Below are 19,099 nucleotides of genomic sequence, written 5' to 3'. Positions count from 1 at the left end.
ATGGCGGGACTCGGACTGCTCGACTTCGGCTTCGAGTTCGTCGAGATCTTTGCCTTCGTCGTGTTGGCGACGGTCGGCCTCGCGGTGATCTTCGGCATGATGGGAATCATCAACCTCGCCCACGGCGAGTTCATCCTCGTCGGGGCCTACGCGACGACGTTTAGCTTCGCCGCGGGTCTGCCCTTGCCCCTCGCGATGCTTGCAGGCGTCGTGATCACGGCCGTCTTCGGCGTCGTTCTCGAGCGACTGATCATCCGCCACCTCTACGGCCGACTGCTCGACTCGATGGTCGTCACCTGGGGGATCAGCCTCGTGATGATCCAGCTCGTCCGGATCGTCTTCGGTAACTCCGCGCCCGGGATCGGGATTCCGTTTGGACAGCTGCCGATCGTCGACGGTCCCGTCTACTACCTCGTCCTCGCGGTGATCGCCGTCGGACTGCTCGGCGGCCTCTACGCGCTGTTCATGTGGACGGACTTCGGCGTCCGCGCCCGTGCGACGATGCAAGACGAGGAGACGGCTCGCAGCATGGGAATCGACACCGATCGGATGTACGCCTCGACGTTCGCCATCGGCTCGGCGCTTGCGGGACTGACCGGCGCGCTGTACGCGCCCGTGATGCCGATCACTCCCGAGTACGGGACGGGCTTTCTCGTCGAGGCCTTCGTCGCCGTCGTCGTCGGTGGTGCCTCGGTCATCGTCGGCACCGTCCTCGCCAGTGGCTTCCTCGGGACCGTCAACGCAGCAGTCACGAACGTTGCCGGGACGTTCATGGGCCAGGTCGCGATGTTGATCGCCGCGATCGTCGCCATCCGACTGCTACCCGAGGGGATCACCGGCCTGCTCGCGGACCTCCGCGAGAAACGGGGTGAGAGCGAATGAGCGTCGACTCGAGCGACGGACATCTCGCCCAGCTCCGTCGACCCTTCGAGGGACCGAACACGCTCGGTAACTCGTCGGCGTTCTGGGCCGGCCTGGCCGTCGCTGTGGCGCTTCTCGCGGCGATGCCCGTCGTCTTCGGCTACTACGCCGCGGAGGTCGGGGCCGTGTTCCTCGCGTACGCGTTGCTCGGGATGAGCCTCGCGTTCATCTGGGGCTACTGTGGCATCCTGAGTTTCGGCCAGGTCGCCTTCTTCGGCGTCGCCGGCTACGCCTTCGGGATCGTCGCGATCAACGTCTCGACGCTGACCGGAGCGACGCTCGGTCTGCTCGCAGCGGTCGCCGTCTCGACGGCCTTCGCCGCAGTGCTCGGCTACTTCATGTTCTACGGCGGCGTCCGGGACGTCTACGTGACGATCCTCACGCTCGTCGTGGCGCTCGTGTTGTTTACGTTCATGGGGCAGACCGCCGGCGGCGAGTGGGCGATCGGCGACGCTCGCCTCGGCGGGTTCAACGGCATGAGCGGCGTCCCGGATCTCGGGATCGGTGTCGGCTCCGTCGGTCTCGAGGTCGGACTCGTCGGTCACTACTACGTGACGCTCGGTACGGTCGTGGCGACGTATCTTGGCCTGCGCGCGCTGGTCAACAGCCAGTTTGGCTACGCGATGGTCGCAACCCGTGAGGACGAGACCCGGACCGAGATGTTCGGCTACGACACGACGTTTATCAAGTTCGCCGTGTTCACGATCGGCGGCGCTATCGCCGGCCTCGGCGGCGTCCTGTTTACGACCCAGAACAACTACATCGATCCGAGCGTCTTCGGGATCACTGCAGCCGCGCTGCCGGTCGTCTGGGCCAGCGTCGGCGGCCGGACGTCCCTGCTTGGCACCGTCGGCGCCGCGCTCGCGATCCAGTTCGTCGACTACCAGCTCGCGATCTCGGGCAGCGAGTGGGCGCTGGTCTTTATCGGATCGTTGCTCGTGTTCGTCGTCCTGGTGATGCCGGAAGGGGTCGCGCCGCGGTTACACGACCACGTGGCCGAGTACCGCGAGCCGAACGATCCGGAGCCGGCAGAGACGCCCGCAGCGACCGATTACCCCGGAGGTGACGATTGATGGCAGTAAGCGATCCGACAATCAAGACGAAACCGGCAGTCGACGAGACCGGCAGGAAATCGTCCCGGGTCCTGCAGACGCGGGATCTTCGAAAGGAGTTCGGCGGCCTCACGGCGACCGACGACGTCGACTTCGCCCTCGAGGAGGGCGAACTGCGCTGTCTCATCGGGCCCAACGGCGCCGGCAAGAGCACGTTCCTCAACCTGCTTACGGGCCAGCTCGAGCCGACGGCCGGTTCGATCTACTACGACGGTCACGACATTACGGCGATGCCGTCACACGAACGCGTCGAACGCGGGATCAGCATGAAGTTCCAGGTCCCCAGCATCTACGAGGGGTTGACCGTCGCCCAGAACCTGCGGGTCCCGCTGCAGCAGGTCGTCGACGACGACTTCGCTGTGCGCACACGCGAGATCCTCGAACGGTTCGATCTGCTCGCCGAACGCGAGACGACCGCCTCGGACCTCTCACACGGCCAGCAACAACGTCTGGAGATCGGGATGGCAATGGCCCTGGAGCCGAAGCTCCTGTTGCTCGACGAGCCAGTCGCTGGCCTCTCGGTCGAGGAGACCGCCGAAATCGCCGACCTCTTGTGTGAGATCGCAGCCGACGACGGCGTCGCCCTGATCGTCATCGAACACGATATCGACTTCGTCGAATCGATCGCGGACCGTGTCACTGTCCTCGACCAGGGGACGATCTTCCGCGAAGGCTCCATCGAGGAAATCAAAGCGGATCCCGAAGTCAAGCGGATTTACCTGGGGGAAGATCACTGATGCTCGAAATCACGAACGTACACGCGTCGTACAGCAAGACACCGATTCTCCGCGGCATCGACGTCAGCGTCGAGACCGGAGAGATCGTCGGTATCATGGGGAAAAACGGCGTCGGTAAGACGACACTCGTCAAGACCGTCATGGGGCTGCTCGAGGCCGACGAGGGCCGGATCGTCTTCGACGGCGAGGACGTTACCGACGAGCCGGCAGACGTTCGGGCACGCCACGGGATGGGATACATTCCGCAGGGCCGGGACGTCTTCCCGGAGTTGACCGTCGAGGAGAACCTGCGAATGGGTGAGACGATCAACGACGGCACCGACGACCTGCAGTACGATGCCGTCTACGACTACTTCCCCATCCTCGAGGAGCGCCGCGACCAAGAGGCGGGGACGATGAGCGGCGGCCAACAACAGCTGCTCGCGATCGGCCGCGCGTTGATCGGCAACCCGGAGCTGTTGGTACTCGACGAGCCATCCGAGGGCGTCCAGCCGTCGATCGTCCAGGATATCACGCGTGACCTGCGGCGGGTCAACGAGGAACTGGGAACGACGATCCTGTTCGTCGAGCAGAACCTCCACGTCGTCCAACGGCTCGGCGAGCGCTGTTATGCCATCGACAAGGGCGCTATCGTCGACGAACTCGGCCCGGAGCGCCTCGAGTCACGCGACGCGGTGACGGAGTATCTCGCGGTCTGAGACGGACCGTGGTCGCGATCAGGAGAACCGCGACGCGATGTCGGCTTCGGTGATGATCCCGACCGTCTCACCGGCCTCGGTGATCATCACGGCCTTGTAGTGCTCGAGTAGGTTGCTGATCTCGTCCAGCGTCGCGTCTTTCGAGACCGTCGGGAAGCTCTCGCTCATGTGCTCCTCGACGGATTCGTCTCGAGCCTCGGAATCGAGGTGGACGAGGTCGCTCTGGCTGATCGAGCCGACCGGAATTCCGTCCTGGATAACCGCAAGCTGGGAGTAGGCCTCCTCTTCCATCTTGCGGGCGGCCTCCGTGACGGCGTCGTCCGGTGAGACGCTGACGACCGCCTCGTTCATCAGGTCCTCGGCGCGGACGACGTCGCTTTCGGCCTTCTCTAGGGCGTTGACGATCCGCCGGAGCGTCGAGAGGCGCGGATCGACGTCTCCGCCCTCGATCCGGGCGATCAACGGCTGGGAGACGTCGGCCTTCTCCGCGAGTTCGCTCTGGGTCAGCCCGAGATCGGTACGGCGCTGGCGCAGGTCCGCGGGCGTCGGGAGTTCCATACGGACCAATAACTGCGGGTTATCAAAAATACTTTGGGTCAGTACTGATTTCGCCAGCCGTCGGTCGACGGTTCGGCCGACCGATGACGACAGTATTAGTCTTCGTCGGGCGCTTCGATCACTTCGACGACCGACAGCGGGACGTCACGCAGCGCGCCGCCGACCTCGCTTTTGGCGATTCGAGAGGCGTGTTCCTCGCCGTCGGCGTTGAACACTTCCATCTCGAGTGCGAGCCCGACGAGGGCGGTATCGGCCGCGATGAAGGCGGAGTCGAACGGTTCGCCACACGCGGGACAACCCGTCGCGCCGACTTCGACCTCGACGTAGTCCATGTCTTCGTTGTTGAGTCGCTTCCCGGCTTCGCTGACGGCGACGCCGATCGCGTCGTCGATCTCCTCGACGTCGCGAACTAGCCACGCCGCTTCCATCGCGACGAGATAATTGCTCATATGCAGTAGTCGTTCCGGGGGGTTTCTTGTCTTGCGGTTCGTCGCCGACCGTTCGTGACACACTCACGCCGGCGCGTCGACGGTGCGCACGTGAGCCGAATGATTCGCATAAGTTACGAAGATGAGGCGGATCGATTCCCGCCTGCATAGCCGTACATCGTCTCGAGTACACCTTGAGTTGTCTATACTGAACCTTGATTTGAATCGCATGACTGCGTCGACCCGTTCTACAATTATCGATCGTTATCGATCTCGCGTTTCAAGAAAGTTTATATATCACCTCCGTCTGAGCCACGGCTGAACGCTGATGATATCCCGCGTGTACCGCGCGACCCTGTTCGCACTGTACCAACTGTGCATCGTGATCGGGATCGTCGCGATGCCTCTCGCAATCGCCGCCCGTCAGGCCGGAATCACTCTCCCGATCCACCGGCTCCTCGCCAACGTCGAGGACGCCTACGAGGCCAGCCAGTCTGGGGACGCCTGATCGGTTCACACTGTATCGTGCTGATTTCTGATGACTCGAGTCGAGAATCGAGAGTCGTCGGCTCGAGAAGCGGAAACCACGGCGGTGACCGCCGGTGTTTTATATCGTGCCGGTCGTAACGTTCGGTCAATGCGAGCACCCCAACATAATTCGGACTTCTCCCGGACGGTCGACCAGTTGACCGACGAGCCCAACCCCTACGGGCCGGAGATCGGGTCGATGCCCGAAAACGACCTCTCGCGGGCCGACCTCGACAACGTCAACAAGACCGGGACGACGACGATCGGTATCTCGACGGCCGACGGCGTCGTCATCGCGACGGACATGCGCGCCAGCCTCGGCGGCCGCTTCGTCTCGAACAAGAACGTCCAGAAGGTCGAACAGATCCACCCCACCGGCGCGCTTACGCTGGTCGGGAGCGTTGGCGGCGCCCAGTCGTTCATCTCGAGTCTCCGCGCGGAGGTCAACCTCTATGAGGCTCGACGCGGTGAGGACATGAGCATCGACGCGCTGGCGACGCTGGCAGGGAACTTCGCCCGCGGCGGCCCGTTCTTCGCGATCCACCCGATCCTGGGCGGCGTCGACGAGGAAGGAAGTCACGTCTACAGCATCGACCCCGCCGGCGGCGTCATGGAAGACGACTACACCGTCACCGGCTCCGGGATGCAACTCGCCTACGGTCACTTAGAGCAGGCGTACGAAGAGGACATGTCCAACGAGGAGGCCAAGACGGTCGCCACCCGCGGTATCAAATCCGCCGTCGAACGTGACACCGGCTCCGGTAACGGTGTGTTCCTCTGTGAGATCACCGACGAGGGCGTCGACATCCACGGCCACCACGACTTCGACGAGGTCCTGTAAGGCCGCCCACCGACCGCGTTTTTCTCGACCGTCTCTCCCCCAGCGATAGCTCCGTTTCCGACGGCCTGCAGTCGTCGCACTGATCGTGAGCGTGTCACTCGAGATCTCACGGGAGCGTTCCTGCCACGGTCGTCGGGCAGCGCTTCCTGCTACGGACTGCTGTCCCGATCTCCCGCCGATCGCCGGCACGAGGTCGGCGATCGACGAGACGTGACGACAGGAGACCGTCTGAATTGACCGTAATAGCTATTGGTTGGGGGATCGAAATCGATTATAGCGATCGGTAGTTACTGGGTTCCGATCACCGATTTTCGACACCATCTACCTTTCATTTTTGTTCAACAGATATAAGTTAATGTAGGCAGAATTTAATAATAGCACTCGCACGATTCTCGAGAAGGACCCGTGTCGAATACACGGTGTTCGCCTCGCGCGAGTCGAAGCTATGAGTGTACGTACCCCTCCGGGACTCGACCGTCCCGCACGGCCGTCGAACCACCCACGACGTCGAGTGACGCCGTTTCGAATCACGACTAGCGGTGGGTGGTGCCAGTGGAGGTAAACGAGACCCTCGCGGCCGACGACTCGCCATCGATGTCGTCGGTTCCCGACTGTCCATCCTGTGGCTCGTCGGTCGCCTCGATGACTGTTCTCGGCCCGACTGACGGCGTCGTGGCTCCCTGTGGCTGTCGGATCGCTCCCGACGCACTCGAGTCCGAGTAGCGTCCGAGTCCGACGTCCATCGAGACGGCTACCGAACCAGCTGTTCGAATAGAACGTCGGGCCGTCGATCACGAACGAGGTGCGCTCGCTCAGGCGTCGCTCGACGGAGTCGCTCGTCGAAGAAGGAGTACTCGAGACCGGATACTGTATTCCCTATTCGCTCGAGACGACGACCTCGCCCGCGGCCGTCGCAGTTACCTCGTACCCGTCGTGCGTAAAGGAGACGGAGCCGGATCTCGTCGCACCGCTGCCTGTGGAACTGAAGAGTCGGTCGAGTGCGTCGGGATCGATCGATTCGAAGAGCGGAGAGAGCCCACCGACCGACGGCGTCTCGACGTCGTCACTCGATGGCGTCTCGGCTGCAGCCTTCTGTAACGCCGTGATGACGGCGTCGAAGAGACTCTCATCGTCCGATGCAGTGTACGTGATACACTCCTGGCAAGGTTCCCCTCGTGGCTGATCGCGGCTCGTGGACATCGCTACGAGTAGGTGAGGTGGTATCGAGGGGAGTTTTTCCGGGTTGATCGACCAACGCTTTATATACTATCCCCGTCATCGAGCGTGCTCTGGAGGATCGCCTTTTGGCCGCGTCGAAGGAGGGCGGATATCGCTTGACTCGAGATATCGAACTCCTCGGCCAGTTCTGCCGTCGATATCTCGCGTGGGACTTCGAAGTATCCTTCCGCTAGCGCACGGCGTAACACGTCCCGTTGGCGGGGAGTCAGATCGTATTTTTCCGTCGTCGCTGCCTCGCTCCGGTAGAGTCGCCGAAGCTCGAACGAGAGATCGCGCTCTTCACACCGCTTGCGGTATTCGAACAGTACGTCACGGTTTGGAACCTGAGCGCGGTACTGCATTCCGATCCCCCTCGCTTCGATATCGAGAAACGTGATATCGAGCGCTATCGCGTCCGTATACGTCAGGCCTCGTTCACCCGAATCGGTCAGCGTGACTCGGAAGAGACGTCGTTCGTCGAGGATCGAGAGCAGTTCGAACGACGTAATCGACGGATCGTTCGGGAGTTCCCGAAAGAACCGTTCGAGGGCGTCTTCCTCTCCACTCGCCCAGAAGATCAGTTGTGACTGCTCGCCCTGTGCCGGCTGTTCGTCTTCGACTTCGACCGTGACCGTAGGCACTGCCCGTCGAGTCTCCTCGAGGATCGGGTTCGACAACGTATACTCCGCGATGAAACTCATCGCTTACTCCCTCGTGTGGTGATCGGTGGACGGTCGTCGACCGATTCCAGACATAGTTACTGACTCACTGTCGTCGCCCGGACCGCGGTGGATCGATAGATGAGCTGTCGGTGTGGCTGTCCGTCTCGGAGATCCATATGCCCGTTTTCTTCCCGGCACATGTTATGCGTTATCATCTATGGGCCCAGCACAGACGGACGACGATAGCGACGATCGAAACGTCCCGAACTGCCGTTGGAAAACGGAACGACGAGTCGGTTGTATGGGCGACGTCGCAGTGCCAGCCGAACTACGATTTGCCCAAGAAAGTGGCTCCCCATACGGTCTGCTATCCATCAGTTCCAGTACACCCGCGATCCGTCTGCGGGGCGCCGAGATACCGGTACGGGGCTCCTCACACTACCGGACAAAAGTCAGTACAGATTTTGACCCCCGTTCAGTCGAAAACCCCTGACTCGTTTTGTAGTATCAGTCGTTGGCCGTCGTCTCGGGTTTCTCGCCCAAGATCTCCTCGCGGTGTTCGTCCAGCAGGGGTGCACGGCCACGGGGCTGGGGTGTCGTCTCGCTCATCTTGATCGGATTGCCGGCGATCTCGACCTCGGTGTCGGCGCCGGGCTGTTCGACCGGCACGAGCATGTCGCGCGTGTGCACGTGCTCGTCCTCGAAGATTTCCTCAGTGGTCTGGACCTTGGCTGCTGGGACCCGCCCCTCGAGTTTCTCGACGAGTTCTTCGTTGGTCTGCTCGACGGTCCAGTCGGCGATCTCCTCACGAAGCAGATCGCGGTTCTCGAGTCGCTGTGCGGTGGTCGGATACTCCTCGGCTAGGTCCTCGCGGTCCATCACGTCACACAGTTCCGCCCAGTGGTTGTTGTTGAACGCGGCGATGACGGCGTAGCCGTCGCCGGTCTCGAACGCGTTGTAGGGGAACAGCGTGGGGTGGGAGTTGCCCCGGCGGGTGGGGGCCTCGCCCGTGTACGACTGCTGGTAGATGGCACGCTCGGTGAAGCTGATCATCGAATCGTACATGGCGGTGTCGACGTACTGACCCTCACCGGTCTGTTCGCGGTGGTTGACTGCGGCGAGGATCCCGATACAGTTCAGCGTCGCCGTAAAGAGGTCGCCGACGCCGGGGCCGGTCTTCGTCGGTGGCCCGTCGGGTTGGCCGGTCGTCTCCATGACGCCGCCAAGCGCCTGTGCGATGAGATCGAAGGAGGGCTGTCCCTGACGGTACGTTTCGCCCGTCCGTGGGTCACCGAAGCCCCGAATCGAGGAGTAGATGAGCTGTGGGTTGTGCTCTTTGAGCGTCTCGTAGCCGAGGTCGTACTTCTCCATCGTCCCCGAGCGGTAGTTCTCGACGACGATGTCGGCTTCTTCGACCAGCGAGAGGAGATCCGCTCGGTCGTCTTCGTCACCCAGGTTCAGCTCGATGCTCTTTTTCCCGCGGTTGACACTCTGGAAGTAGCCGCCGTAGGCTTCCTCCTCGGGATCGTCGACGAACGGCGGGTTCGATCGGATCATATCACCACCCGGGCGCTCGATTTTGACGACGTCCGCGCCCATGTCCGCGAGCAACATCGTACAGTACGGCCCAGCCAGCACCTGGGTCAAGTCGAGCACACGCAGGTTCGAAAGCGCTCCCATGTGTCACATAGTTCAGAGACCACTGCCAAAACCTTTACTATCGATCATGTAGTTTGTGTAATAGTGACACAGTAATAGTATAATTTTCATTAAGGCATATTATCATGGAAGATCATTAGGTTTATAGGGTGGTTCCTCATGGTTCTGCATACGATGTCCCAAACGGTCGTCCTCGGCGTGATCGGCTCGGATGCCCACGTCGTTGGAATCACAATCCTAGAGCAGGCCTTCAGCGCAGCAGGCTTCGACGTCATCAACCTCGGTGTCCAGACCTCCCAAGAGGAGTTCGCCGAGGCAGCGGTAGCCCACGACGCCGAGGCCGTACTGGTCTCCTCGCTCTACGGCCACGCCGAGCAGGACTGTCAGGGATTCCACGAGGTCCTCGAGGAGGCGGAGGTCGACGCCGTCACCTACATCGGTGGCAACCTCGCCGTCGGACAGGACGACTTCGAGCGGACCCGACGGACGTTCCGCGAGCTCGGCTTCGACCGCGTCTTCGACTCCGAGACCGACCCCGAAGACGCGATCGAAGCGCTACGAGAGGACCTCCAGATCAGACCGACCGAGTCGGAACGTGCTACTATCAGTTCCTAGATGATACGAGACGAACGTATTCCCTCCGACGAGCTACGGCGTATCGACGAGGAGATTCGATCCAACTGGCCGACGGGAGCGGACGTCGACTTCGAGGACGCTATCGCTTACCACGAATCGCTACCCGACCACAAGCGATTCGCGGACGTCCTCGAGTCGGCCGACAAGCCGCTCCTCCAACCCCGAGCCGGCGTCCCCCGGCTCGACGACCAGGTCGAGCTCCTCGAGTACCTCCACAGTGAGGGGCAGGCCGACCTCCTGCCGACCACCATCGACTCCTACACTCGTGACAACGAGTACGAGAAAGCCCAGCAGGGCTTAGAGAAGGCCCGCGAGACGGGCGACGACACGCTGAACGGTTTCCCGGCCGTCAACCACGGTGTCGACGGCTGCCGGGAGCTGATCGACTCGATCGACGCCCCTATCGAGGTCCGTCACGGGACGCCCGACGCCCGGCTGTTGGCGGCGATCACCTTCGCCGGCGGCTTCCAGAGCTTCGAGGGCGGTCCGATCTCCTACAACATCCCCTACACGAAACGCCACGGCCTCGAGGAAACCATCGAGAAGTGGCAGTTCGTCGATCGACTGGCCGGCGCCTACACCGAACGCGGCGTGCGGATCAACCGCGAGCCCTTCGGTCCGCTGACGGGGACACTCGTCCCGCCGTCGATCGCGATCGCGATCATGATCGTCGAAGGCCAACTCGCCGCGACTCAAGGCGTGCGCTCGATCACGCTCGGCTACGGGCAGGTCGGCAACGTCGTCCAGGACGTCGCCGCCCTGAACGCCCTCAAGAAGTTGGGCAACGAGTACCTCCCCGACGAGGTCGTCGTCACCACCGTCTTCCACGAGTGGATGGGTGGCTTCCCGCCGGACGAGGCCCGCGCTAACGGCGTGATCAGCCTTGGCGGCATGACCGCCGCCATCGCCCAGCCCGACAAGGTCATCACCAAGTCCCCACAGGAGTTCCAGGGCGTGCCGACCAAGGAGGCAAACGCCTCCGGCCTGCGCACGACACGGCAGGTCATCGACATGGCGATCGAGCAGAAGATCGACATCGACGGCATCGAGGAAGAACAGGAACTCATCGAGCGCGAGACCCGGTGTCTGATGGACACCATCTTCGAACACGGTGACGGCGACGTCGTTCAGGGGACGATCAAGGCTTTCGATTCGGGCGCGCTCGACGTGCCCTTCGCCCCCAGCGACAGCGCGAGGGGGGCCGTCCTCCCGGCACGGGACGACGACGGTCGAGTCCGCATCTTCGAGTGGGCCGACCTCGCGATGGACGACGACATCAAGGAGATCCACAAGGCACGGCTCTCGCGACGCGCCGACACCGAAGGCCGCGACCAATCGTTCCGGATGGTCGCGGACGACGTCGACGCGATTAGCGACGGAAAGCTCATCGGCCGACCACAGGGGAACGTCAAACCATGAAGATCACAGGAGTGTACGCAACGCCCGGGTTCTCCGGGTTCTTCTTCGACGACCAGCGCGCGATCAAGCAGGGAGCACAGCAGGACGGATTCACCTACGACGGCGAGCCCGTCACCGACGGTTTCGACGAGATCCGCCAGGCCGGCGAGACGCTCATCGTCGACGTCGAACTCGAGGACGGCACCGTCGCCCGCGGCGACTGCGCCGCAGTGCAGTACTCCGGTGCCGGTGGGCGCGACCCGCTGTTCAAAGCCGAGGAGTACGCCCCCGTCGTCGAGGGCCCTGTCGCGGAGGAACTCGTCGGTCGCGACGCGACCGCCTTCCTCGACAACGCCGAGACTCTAGAGGAAATGCAGGTCGACGGCGATCGCCTCCACACCGCGATCCGTTACGGCGTCTCCCAGGCGCTGCTGGCCGCCGCGGCCCGAGCGCAACACACCACGCGCACGGACGTCATGGCCGACGCCTTGGGCACCGAGCCGGCGACCGAGCCCGTGCCCGTCTTCGGGCAGTCCGGCGACGACCGCTATATCAATACCGAGAAGATGTTCGTCAAGGGCGTGCCCGTGCTCCCGCACGCGCTGATAAACAGCGTCGAGAAGATCGGTGAAAACGGCGAGACCCTACTCGAGTACGTCGAGTGGCTCGTCGAGCGGTCACAGGAACTCGGGCCCGACGACTACGAGCCACGGTTCCACATCGACGTCTACGGGATGATCGGTGAGATCTTCGGCGCGCCCTACGACCGCGAGGAGGTCGTCGACTACTTCGCCGACCTCGAGGAAGCGGCCGCCCCGTACCCGATCCAGATCGAGGGACCGATGGACGTCGGCAACCGTGCCGACCAGATCGAGGCGATGGTCGAACTCCGCGAGGGACTGGCCGACGCAGGCGTCGACGTCGACATCGTCGCCGACGAATGGTGTAACACTTTCGAGGACGTCCAAGCCTTCGTCGACGCCGAGGCGGCCGATCTCGTGCAGGTCAAGACGCCCGATCTGGGTGGCATTCACCGCAGCGGACAGGCGGTCCGTTACTGTGAGGGGACCGAGACCCGCGCCTATCTCGGCGGCACCTGCAACGAAACGGAAACCTCCGCGCGTGCCTGTGCACACGTCGCGCTCGCGACGAACGCGGCACAGGTACTCGCAAAGCCCGGGATGGGCTTCGACGAGGGCTATATGATCGTCGAAAACGAGATGCGACGAACGATCGCACGACGAGCACGACGACAACAGCAAGCGACAACTGACGAGGTGACTGCAGATGACTGACTGGACCGATCCCGATACGTTCGCACAGGCACTCGAACAGGTCGATACGAAGGAGAAAGGCAACTGCTTCGAGGACTTCGAGGAGGGGGACGTTATCGAACACGACCCCGGGCTCACGCTCACGCAGTTCGGCAACGAACAGTGGATGAGCCAGACCTTGAACCACGACCCCGCCTACTGGCGGTCCGACGCGGCCGCGGATCGCGGTTTCGAGGAGCCACCGGTCCATCCGGACTACCTCACTGCCGCGACGCTCGGCATCACCGTCGAGGATCTCAGTGAGAAGGGAGGTTACTTCCTCGGCAGAACTGACGTGCGGTTCCCCGGGACGCCCGTTTATACGGGAACTGAACTCCACGTCGAGAGCGAAGTCGTTAACACGGCGACCTCGAGCTCCCGGCCTGAGTACGGCATCGTCTCCTGGCGAACCCGCGGCAAGGACGCAGAGACGGGCGAAGTGCTCTGTTCCTACGAGCGCACGAACATGATCCCGCGCAGAGAGCCCGTCGCCACCGACGGTGGTGCCGCGGCCGCCGAGGAGGACGACACCCCTGACCTCCCCGAGGAGTTCGTCACGCCCGAGGGCGGCTACTTCGAGGACTTCGTCGAGGCCCTCGAGAAGGCCGACGAACGAAACGGCGCCGTTGCCTACCGCCACGAGCGCGGTCGCACGCAGGACGACGTCACCGTCGCCTCCCTGCCGCTGTCGACGCTGAACACGGCCAAACAGCACCACAACGTCGACGTCATGAGCGACTCGCCGTCGGGCGACATCGTCACCTACGGCGACGTCACCCGTTCGACCGCGCTCGGTCACGCCCGCTCGGACGAACAGACCTGGCGCGAGGTCGGCTTCGACGACGAGTCCTTCCATACCTTCGTCGCCGTCGGCGACACCGTCTACGCCTTCACGCGCGTTCTCGAGGCAGAAGACGACGCCTCGAGCGACGAGGCGGGGACCGTCCGGTTCCAGCATATCGCGTTCAATCAGGACGACGAACCCGTCTACTCGGGGACCCGAACGGCCGAAATTCGGAAACGGTCGAACTAGTATTATCGAATATTATAAATAGTGGCGGACAAATACGAACGCAAACACGAACACATGACCGACGATATCCGACTCTGTCGAACCTTCCAGACTGCACCGGCAGCCGTTCCGAAAGACGACTCGGCGAAGTACCTGCGCTCGGGCCTCGAGGCCGAGGGGTTCCAGGCCCCCGACTGGCTCGTCCCCGACATGGAAGACGGCACCGCGCCGAACATGAAAGACGAGGGTCTCGAGAACACGATCGAACTCATCCCCGACTACGAGTTCCCGGGGGAGATCTGGCCCCGCGTCGAGTGGAGCTACGAGGACGCATCCTTCCGCGATCGCGGTCGCGAACAGATCGACCAGCTCGTCGCCGAGATCGGCGACGAGATCGAAGGTGTCGTCGTCCCCAAGGTCGGCCGCGTCGAGGACGTGAAACGAGCCGCCGAGGTCGTCGCCGAGGCCGAGGCCGAACACGGCTACGACGAGGGCTCGATCAAGCTCTCGATCATCGTCGAGACCGGTCGCGCCCGCTCGGATCTACGCGAGATCTCGAAGTTCGGCGAGGACTCCCGGCTCACCGCCCTGGTCTTCGGTCCGGTCGACTACGCCGCCGAACTGGGCGCCCGCGACCTCGGTGACGGCCGTCCGCGCTGGGACGCCCTCTTAGAGGAGCTCTCGAACGAGGCAAGCGCCGGCGGTCTGCTCTCGATCGGTGGACCGTTCGACGACCTGTTCAAAGAACGTGCTGGCCTGACCTACTACAACGCCGACGCCTACGCCGACCAGGTCGAACACGAAGCCCACCTCGGTCTCGACGGCTCCTGGTCGCTGTACCCGAAACAGACGATCCAGGCGAACACGATCCACATGCCAAGCGAGGAGGAACTCGAGCGCGACGTGAGCAAGATCGAACGGTTCAACGAGGCCAAACGCGAGGGGACCGGCGCAGTTACGCTCGACGGCCAGATGGTCGACGAGGCGACGTTCAAGGTCTTCCGGAACACGGTCCAGCAGGTCCGTGCGATCGACGAGACCCGCCCCGAACAGACCGAAGAGTACTACGACGAGGAGCTGCTCGAGCGCGCTCGCGACCTCGAACTCTCCTACCAGTAGCCGGCCGCGGCCACCGGTCCCGGCGTTTCTGTTCCTGCTGTCTCGTCGGCGCTACGGCCAGCCGGCGCCGTTGTCGATGGCGCCCCCACGGACGCGGACAGTATTTGCGGGAGCTGAGCGGTATCAGACAGTCGAATCTCGTTCAAATCCCATCGACGCTGCTGTCGCTCATGGATTTGTTCGCGACAGCAACGGTGGGGATGGGATTTGAACCCATGAGGCTTGACAGCCACCTGCTCTCAAGGCAGGCGCGTTGGGCCGCTTCGCTACCCCACCTCACTACCCCCTATCCGATCCGTCTAAAAAGGGTTATCGGTCTCTCTCGAGTTACGGCGACTCAAGCCCCCCGTCGTCCCCGACGGAAAGTCCCAGTTCGTCTACGACGGCCGCCGTTACCGCACCGCCTGGTGTCTCGGCGGCGGTTCGAGCCTCGAGAGTCGCGATCGTCGTCCGGAGCCCGGCCGGCGTCGCCACGGTCGGGAGCATCGATGCGAACCCGACGTCGAGTCCCGCTTCGACCGCGCGGTCGGCCACGGTGGCCACTTCGGGCATCGTGTACGCATCGGTGAAATCGATCGGCTCCGCAAAGCCGGTGATGTACGTCCGGCCGTCCTGTGACGGTCCTATCACGACGTCGTGTTGCCGGATCGACATCGCGACGCTGTCGATTTCAGTCCGCCGAATCAGTGGCACCGTCGGCTCGAGGACGCCGACGCCGGTGGCTCCCTCGCGCTCGAGAAGGTGGGCAACGGTGTTGCCGATCCTGGCGCTGCGACTCGAGCCGACCTGGCGTTCGAACCGGACGGCCCCACCGCCGTCGCTGTCGTCGCTCGCGTTTACGGCATCACCGAGGACGTCTTCGGCTACCGCGTACACCTCGGCCTCGGGATCGCCGTCGGCGTACGCGTCCGGGAGCGTCTCCGCGTCGCGGTAGTTGACCAGCAGGTCACCGCCGCTCCGTGTGACGGCGTGGAGGACGTCGGCGACGGCGGCCTCGTAGAGTTCGACGGCGTCGGCGGCCGACAGCGGTGTTTCCTCGACGAGCGACGACAGAACGAGCCCCTCCCGGGGTGGATCGACCGGAACGACGACGATCATACTCGAAGTTCTGCCGGCCCGACCCTTGAACGCGGCGCTTCCGGCACTCGTCGCTGGGCTGTCAGTCGCGGGAGAGTCAACTATCGTATGGGTCCCGTGTGAATTATTGTGTCTGGACTCGAGTACCCCGGTATGGACGACCAAACGGTAACGCGATCGATACCCGGTTCGGTTGGACTGTTCGGGACGCTAGTGATCGTCGCGCTTGCAGTGCTCGGCGTGTGGGGATTCGTCGACGGCCAGTTCCTCGAGGCCGGTACCTACCTCGCGCCGACGCTTGGCGCCCTCGCCGTGACAGTGTTCGTCGTCGCCGTTCTGGCCGCTCTCGGTGCTCGATCGGGACGGTGGCTCGAGGGGCCGTACTGGTAACGCCGTCGCGACTCGAAACGTTGCGATTATCGATCCCGCTGTCCTTTCGTCTGCCGATAGTCCGACGACATCAGTTCGACAAAGGCCTCGAGCCACGCCTGGGTCTGGGCGTCGGATTGGTCCCACGGATCGATCATCGGGACGAGTTCGAACCCTCGACCCCGGATCCGAGAGCCGTGGTCGGCCGGCAACGAGAGATTCTCGGCCGGCGTCGTCGTGTACTCGACGCCGAGTTCTCGCAGCGCTCGTTTGCCGACCGGAACCAGAATCTCGGGGTTGATCATCCGGATCTCGGCGGTAAGATAGGGATCGCAGTTTGCGATTTCCTCGTCGGTCGGCCGCCGGTCGGGATCACGACACCGCGTGAGACTCGTCAGGTAGACGTTCTCGAGGCCGGGAGCGTCGGCCGGCGACGTCGCGTCACAGAGGCCAAGGCGCTCGAGCATTCGCCGAAGCGTCGTTCCCGACGCTGCGTCTTCTGGCTCGTCACTCGACGGTACATCGTCGGTCGATCCGCCGGGTGGCGCAAACGGCACGCCCAGTTCGTCGGCGCTCGCGGTCGGACGCTCGCCGACGAACAAAAAGTCTGCGGCGACGTCGCCGTACCCGTGTACGACCTGTGTGCGCGTCTCACAGAGCGCCGGGCAATTTTCACAGTCCTCGTCCATCCCGTAGGGGTTCGCTCGAGATCGCTGATTCGCGTCCACACTCGACCCTTGGGGTAGACACGCAAAAACGACGCGGCTGGTCGGTTGGCCCGTTCCGTGGTCGTCGACGGTTACCGATCGGGCGAAACCGCACCGCTTTGGCGTGATTGAGAGACGTCGCGTCGGTGAACGATCCCCGTGTTGTTCGCGACGTTTTCGGTGATCGTCCGGAAGGCGTCTGCGGTCTCGCTGTCGTCCTCGAGGACGATCGGCTTCCCGGTGTCACCGCCTTCACGGACGGAGGGATCGAGGGGGATCGATCCCAAAAACGGCATCTCGTGTTCGTCGGCGAACTCCCGGCCGCCGCCGGAGCCGAAGATGTCGTGTTCGCTGCCACAGTCCGGACAGGCAAACGTCGACATGTTCTCGGCGATCCCGAGCACGACGGTGTCGTGTTTGCCGAACATCTCGAGGCCTTTGCGGGCGTCGTCTAAGGCGACGTCCTGTGGAGTCGTAACGATCACCGCACCCGTGACGGGCATCGTCTGGAGCATCGTCAACTGGGTGTCGCCGGTCCCCGGTGGGAGGTCGACGACGAGGTAATCGAGGTGGCCCCACTCGACGTCCTCGGTCAGCTGCGTGATGACCTTGTGGACCATCGGACCGCGCCAGATGACGGGGTCGTCCTCGCCGGTGAGAAAGGCCATACTCATCAGTTTCACGCCGTGTTTCTCCGGCGGGACGAGCGTCTCGTCTTCGGTCGTCGTCGGCGGCTCGTCGGCCTCGAACATCCGCGGGACGTTCGGGCCGTAGACGTCGGCGTCGAACAGGCCGACGTTTGCGCCCAGCCTGGAGAGACCGGCCGCGAGGTTGACCGAGACCGTCGACTTGCCGACGCCGCCCTTGCCGGAGGCGACGGCGATGACGTTCTTGACGTTCGGTAACACCTGGTCCTCGCTGGCGAGATCGTCTCGGTCGGGGACACTCGCCGAGAGGCCGGGCTCGAGTCCCTCTTCGACGAGCAGTTCGCGGACCTCGCCGGCGATGTCGGTCTCAGTCGGCGAGTACGGTGCCCCGAGCGCGAGATCGATATCGACCTGCTCGCCGTCGACGGTGATGTCGTTGACGAGTCCCAGCGAGACGATATCGTCGCCCAGTTCCGGATCCTCGACCGTTCGGAGGCGGTCGCGAACGGCGGCTTCGTCCATGCCCGAAGGTAGGGTCGGCGGTCGAAAAGCGTTGTGTTCGTCGGATGTCGGTCGGAACCGCTACGCGTCGAAATCGAAGCGCGGTCCGCCGTAGGTCGGCGGCTCCGGCTCGAGTTCGACTCCGCGTTCGTACCGGACGAAGTTCAGGTAGAACGGGCGGCCACAGCCCTCGACGGGCTCGCCCTCGAAGTCGGTGACGGGGTCGTCCTCGCCACAGACGAACTCGATCCCGTCGGCCGATTCGCGGTCCGGATCGTCCGGTTGCGCGTACTCCCAGCCCGGCTGACGGAGTTTCGTAACCGACCGATCTGCCAGGTCCGGGGGACGCTCGAGGCTCACGACGGCGTTACAGTGGGGACAGGTGTATCGGACGGTGACGCTCATCGACGACGCTAGGTGTGTCGCGTACGTCATACTGTCGGACAGCAGTCAGTGAACCGTCGGTCGCGAACTCGCGGCCGTCACCGTCGGCAACGGCCGCAGTCGTGCGACCGACCGGTGAATCGTGCTGTCCGACAGTATAAGGCTGCGGGCGCGCGAAACCGGGCGCGAGGCGATAGCGTCGCATCGGACCGAACCGTTTACTCGCTGGCCTACGCAGTGCCTGCTATGACCGACTTCGACCCCGAGAAGTTCGACGAGAAGTACGTCCACTACTTCGAGGAACTCGAAGAGGCCTACTCGAACGCCTACAACCAGCTACACGGACGATACGACTCGGAGGTGCTCCGAGCGATCGATCGGCAGGTGCTAAGCGAGAGCGAGCCGTTCTACGAGGGAGACGGAGCGTTCCGCGTCGAACTCCCCGACGACGTCCGAGACCGCGTCGGTGCAGTCGCTGACCACGAGCAGTTCGAACCGGTCCTCGAGGAACTCGTCGATCGAATCGAGCGCGAGTTACGGCAAATCTTCGAGTTCGACGCCGACGAGTGATCGA

23 protein-coding genes and 1 tRNA gene are annotated in these 19,099 nt (G+C 63.4%); 14 read left to right on the top strand and 10 right to left on the bottom strand.

Translation table 11 applies throughout. From position 1 onward, the window contains the following. From urtB to RBH26_RS01105, 4 genes are read left to right on the top strand one after another with little or no spacing between them, the layout of a single operon-like run. Positions 1-882 carry an urea ABC transporter, permease protein UrtB gene (gene urtB / locus RBH26_RS01120; RefSeq protein ID WP_306755997.1) on the top strand — a complete coding sequence of 294 codons (882 nt, stop codon included), beginning with the start codon at positions 1-3 and terminating at the stop codon, positions 880-882. After that, entirely contained in the window at positions 879-1,994 is a 1,116-nt protein-coding gene (locus RBH26_RS01115; protein WP_306755995.1) for an urea ABC transporter permease, read from the top strand. Before urtB ends, RBH26_RS01115 begins: the two co-directional genes overlap by 4 nt. After that, positions 1,994-2,770, top strand: a complete 777-nt coding sequence (locus tag RBH26_RS01110; RefSeq protein ID WP_306755994.1) for an ABC transporter ATP-binding protein — start codon at positions 1,994-1,996, stop codon at positions 2,768-2,770. The genes RBH26_RS01115 and RBH26_RS01110 overlap by 1 nt, the downstream gene beginning before the upstream one ends. Next, positions 2,770-3,468, top strand: coding sequence for an ABC transporter ATP-binding protein (locus RBH26_RS01105; protein WP_306755992.1), 699 nt, complete (start codon positions 2,770-2,772; stop codon positions 3,466-3,468). The genes RBH26_RS01110 and RBH26_RS01105 overlap by 1 nt, the downstream gene beginning before the upstream one ends. A gap of 18 nt (positions 3,469-3,486) precedes the next feature. On the opposite strand, the gene RBH26_RS01100 is transcribed toward RBH26_RS01105, so the two are convergent. Both RBH26_RS01100 and RBH26_RS01095 read right to left on the bottom strand, forming a co-directional pair. Next, positions 3,487-4,026: a CBS domain-containing protein gene (locus tag RBH26_RS01100; RefSeq protein WP_306755990.1), complete on the bottom strand. Its 540-nt coding sequence runs from the start codon at positions 4,024-4,026 to the stop codon at positions 3,487-3,489. A 95-nt stretch (positions 4,027-4,121) separates the two neighbouring features. Continuing rightward, the gene (locus RBH26_RS01095) at positions 4,122-4,475 is read right to left on the bottom strand and encodes a DUF555 domain-containing protein (protein ID WP_306755989.1); all 354 of its coding nucleotides are present in this window, start codon (positions 4,473-4,475) and stop codon (positions 4,122-4,124) included. Positions 4,476-4,782: 307 nt separating this feature from the next. Between RBH26_RS01095 and RBH26_RS01090 the strand changes: the two genes are divergently transcribed. From RBH26_RS01090 to RBH26_RS01080, 3 genes are all read left to right on the top strand, one after another. Then, complete coding sequence (locus RBH26_RS01090; RefSeq protein ID WP_306755988.1) at positions 4,783-4,962, top strand: hypothetical protein; 180 nt, start codon at positions 4,783-4,785, stop codon at positions 4,960-4,962. 129 nt (positions 4,963-5,091) lie between these two features. Beyond that, positions 5,092-5,823, top strand: coding sequence for an archaeal proteasome endopeptidase complex subunit beta (gene psmB / locus RBH26_RS01085; protein WP_306755987.1), 732 nt, complete (start codon positions 5,092-5,094; stop codon positions 5,821-5,823). A gap of 552 nt (positions 5,824-6,375) precedes the next feature. Beyond that, a complete protein-coding gene (locus RBH26_RS01080) occupies positions 6,376-6,546 on the top strand; it encodes a hypothetical protein (protein ID WP_306755986.1) in 171 nt (56 codons plus the stop codon). A 153-nt stretch (positions 6,547-6,699) separates the two neighbouring features. Here the strand turns inward: RBH26_RS01080 and RBH26_RS01075 are convergent, their stop codons facing one another. The 3 genes from RBH26_RS01075 to mct all read right to left on the bottom strand — a co-directional run bounded on the left by RBH26_RS01075 (position 6,700) and on the right by mct (position 9,383). Further along, positions 6,700-7,023 carry a HalOD1 output domain-containing protein gene (locus RBH26_RS01075; protein ID WP_306755984.1) on the bottom strand — a complete coding sequence of 108 codons (324 nt, stop codon included), beginning with the start codon at positions 7,021-7,023 and terminating at the stop codon, positions 6,700-6,702. Positions 7,024-7,082: 59 nt separating this feature from the next. Then, entirely contained in the window at positions 7,083-7,742 is a 660-nt protein-coding gene (locus RBH26_RS01070; RefSeq protein ID WP_306755983.1) for a helix-turn-helix domain-containing protein, read from the bottom strand. Positions 7,743-8,210: 468 nt separating this feature from the next. Next, entirely contained in the window at positions 8,211-9,383 is a 1,173-nt protein-coding gene (mct, locus tag RBH26_RS01065; protein WP_306755982.1) for a succinyl-CoA:mesaconate CoA-transferase, read from the bottom strand. Positions 9,384-9,521: 138 nt separating this feature from the next. On the opposite strand from mct, the gene glmS reads away from it, so the two are divergent. The 5 genes from glmS to citE are packed head-to-tail and all read left to right on the top strand — an operon-like array spanning position 9,522 to position 14,840. After that, positions 9,522-9,977, top strand: a complete 456-nt coding sequence (glmS, locus tag RBH26_RS01060) for a methylaspartate mutase subunit S (protein WP_306755980.1) — start codon at positions 9,522-9,524, stop codon at positions 9,975-9,977. Next, a complete protein-coding gene (locus RBH26_RS01055) occupies positions 9,978-11,417 on the top strand; it encodes a methylaspartate mutase subunit E (protein WP_306755978.1) in 1,440 nt (479 codons plus the stop codon). Then, complete coding sequence (locus RBH26_RS01050) at positions 11,414-12,691, top strand: methylaspartate ammonia-lyase (protein ID WP_306755977.1); 1,278 nt, start codon at positions 11,414-11,416, stop codon at positions 12,689-12,691. The genes RBH26_RS01055 and RBH26_RS01050 overlap by 4 nt, the downstream gene beginning before the upstream one ends. Next, positions 12,684-13,742, top strand: coding sequence for a 2-methylfumaryl-CoA hydratase (gene mch / locus RBH26_RS01045; RefSeq protein ID WP_306755975.1), 1,059 nt, complete (start codon positions 12,684-12,686; stop codon positions 13,740-13,742). The genes RBH26_RS01050 and mch overlap by 8 nt, the downstream gene beginning before the upstream one ends. Before the next feature lie 54 nt (positions 13,743-13,796). Continuing rightward, on the top strand, positions 13,797-14,840 hold the full coding sequence (gene citE, locus RBH26_RS01040) for an L-malyl-CoA/beta-methylmalyl-CoA lyase (protein ID WP_306756311.1): 1,044 nt from the start codon (positions 13,797-13,799) through the stop codon (positions 14,838-14,840). A 192-nt stretch (positions 14,841-15,032) separates the two neighbouring features. Here the strand turns inward: citE and RBH26_RS01035 are convergent. Together RBH26_RS01035 and RBH26_RS01030 are read right to left on the bottom strand one after the other, a co-directional pair. After that, positions 15,033-15,116 (bottom strand) — tRNA-Ser (locus tag RBH26_RS01035). A gap of 51 nt (positions 15,117-15,167) precedes the next feature. Continuing rightward, on the bottom strand, positions 15,168-15,938 hold the full coding sequence (locus RBH26_RS01030; RefSeq protein ID WP_306755974.1) for a hypothetical protein: 771 nt from the start codon (positions 15,936-15,938) through the stop codon (positions 15,168-15,170). Between the two features lie 132 nt (positions 15,939-16,070). Here RBH26_RS01030 and RBH26_RS01025 point away from each other — a divergent pair, with 132 nt between their 5' ends. Beyond that, a complete protein-coding gene (locus RBH26_RS01025) occupies positions 16,071-16,307 on the top strand; it encodes a hypothetical protein (RefSeq protein WP_306755972.1) in 237 nt (78 codons plus the stop codon). A gap of 26 nt (positions 16,308-16,333) precedes the next feature. Here the strand turns inward: RBH26_RS01025 and RBH26_RS01020 are convergent, their stop codons facing one another. The 3 genes from RBH26_RS01020 to RBH26_RS01010 form a co-directional block, all read right to left on the bottom strand. Then, positions 16,334-17,014, bottom strand: coding sequence for a uracil-DNA glycosylase (locus tag RBH26_RS01020; protein ID WP_306755970.1), 681 nt, complete (start codon positions 17,012-17,014; stop codon positions 16,334-16,336). A gap of 71 nt (positions 17,015-17,085) precedes the next feature. Further along, positions 17,086-18,162 carry an Mrp/NBP35 family ATP-binding protein gene (locus RBH26_RS01015; RefSeq protein ID WP_306755969.1) on the bottom strand — a complete coding sequence of 359 codons (1,077 nt, stop codon included), beginning with the start codon at positions 18,160-18,162 and terminating at the stop codon, positions 17,086-17,088. Positions 18,163-18,222: 60 nt separating this feature from the next. Continuing rightward, a complete protein-coding gene (locus RBH26_RS01010; RefSeq protein ID WP_306756310.1) occupies positions 18,223-18,546 on the bottom strand; it encodes a hypothetical protein in 324 nt (107 codons plus the stop codon). Positions 18,547-18,771: 225 nt separating this feature from the next. Here RBH26_RS01010 and RBH26_RS01005 point away from each other — a divergent pair, with 225 nt between their 5' ends. Continuing rightward, a complete protein-coding gene (locus tag RBH26_RS01005; RefSeq protein ID WP_306755968.1) occupies positions 18,772-19,095 on the top strand; it encodes a DUF5783 family protein in 324 nt (107 codons plus the stop codon). Positions 19,096-19,099 lie beyond the last annotated feature (4 nt).

The sequence above is a fragment of the Natronolimnohabitans sp. A-GB9 genome, from assembly GCF_030848565.1.
GTDB lineage: Archaea > Halobacteriota > Halobacteria > Halobacteriales > Natrialbaceae > Natronolimnohabitans.
This window is presented reverse-complemented; position numbering and strand designations above follow the sequence as displayed.

Bases quoted from the DNA above. Each gene is read 5' to 3' on its own strand.
- urtB (WP_306755997.1), top strand. From the start codon at position 1: ATGGCGGGACTCGGACTGCTCGACTTCGGCTTCGAGTTCGTCGAGATC.
- RBH26_RS01115 (WP_306755995.1), top strand. From the start codon at position 879: ATGAGCGTCGACTCGAGCGACGGACATCTCGCCCAGCTCCGTCGACCC.
- RBH26_RS01110 (WP_306755994.1), top strand. From the start codon at position 1,994: ATGGCAGTAAGCGATCCGACAATCAAGACGAAACCGGCAGTCGACGAG.
- RBH26_RS01105 (WP_306755992.1), top strand. From the start codon at position 2,770: ATGCTCGAAATCACGAACGTACACGCGTCGTACAGCAAGACACCGATT.
- RBH26_RS01100 (WP_306755990.1), bottom strand. From the start codon at position 4,026: ATGGAACTCCCGACGCCCGCGGACCTGCGCCAGCGCCGTACCGATCTC.
- RBH26_RS01095 (WP_306755989.1), bottom strand. From the start codon at position 4,475: ATGAGCAATTATCTCGTCGCGATGGAAGCGGCGTGGCTAGTTCGCGAC.
- RBH26_RS01090 (WP_306755988.1), top strand. From the start codon at position 4,783: ATGATATCCCGCGTGTACCGCGCGACCCTGTTCGCACTGTACCAACTG.
- psmB (WP_306755987.1), top strand. From the start codon at position 5,092: ATGCGAGCACCCCAACATAATTCGGACTTCTCCCGGACGGTCGACCAG.
- RBH26_RS01075 (WP_306755984.1), bottom strand. From the start codon at position 7,023: ATGTCCACGAGCCGCGATCAGCCACGAGGGGAACCTTGCCAGGAGTGT.
- RBH26_RS01070 (WP_306755983.1), bottom strand. From the start codon at position 7,742: ATGAGTTTCATCGCGGAGTATACGTTGTCGAACCCGATCCTCGAGGAG.
- mct (WP_306755982.1), bottom strand. From the start codon at position 9,383: ATGGGAGCGCTTTCGAACCTGCGTGTGCTCGACTTGACCCAGGTGCTG.
- glmS (WP_306755980.1), top strand. From the start codon at position 9,522: ATGGTTCTGCATACGATGTCCCAAACGGTCGTCCTCGGCGTGATCGGC.
- RBH26_RS01055 (WP_306755978.1), top strand. From the start codon at position 9,978: ATGATACGAGACGAACGTATTCCCTCCGACGAGCTACGGCGTATCGAC.
- RBH26_RS01050 (WP_306755977.1), top strand. From the start codon at position 11,414: ATGAAGATCACAGGAGTGTACGCAACGCCCGGGTTCTCCGGGTTCTTC.
- mch (WP_306755975.1), top strand. From the start codon at position 12,684: ATGACTGACTGGACCGATCCCGATACGTTCGCACAGGCACTCGAACAG.
- citE (WP_306756311.1), top strand. From the start codon at position 13,797: ATGACCGACGATATCCGACTCTGTCGAACCTTCCAGACTGCACCGGCA.
- RBH26_RS01030 (WP_306755974.1), bottom strand. From the start codon at position 15,938: ATGATCGTCGTCGTTCCGGTCGATCCACCCCGGGAGGGGCTCGTTCTG.
- RBH26_RS01025 (WP_306755972.1), top strand. From the start codon at position 16,071: ATGGACGACCAAACGGTAACGCGATCGATACCCGGTTCGGTTGGACTG.
- RBH26_RS01015 (WP_306755969.1), bottom strand. From the start codon at position 18,162: ATGGACGAAGCCGCCGTTCGCGACCGCCTCCGAACGGTCGAGGATCCG.
- RBH26_RS01010 (WP_306756310.1), bottom strand. From the start codon at position 18,546: ATGAGCGTCACCGTCCGATACACCTGTCCCCACTGTAACGCCGTCGTG.
- RBH26_RS01005 (WP_306755968.1), top strand. From the start codon at position 18,772: ATGACCGACTTCGACCCCGAGAAGTTCGACGAGAAGTACGTCCACTAC.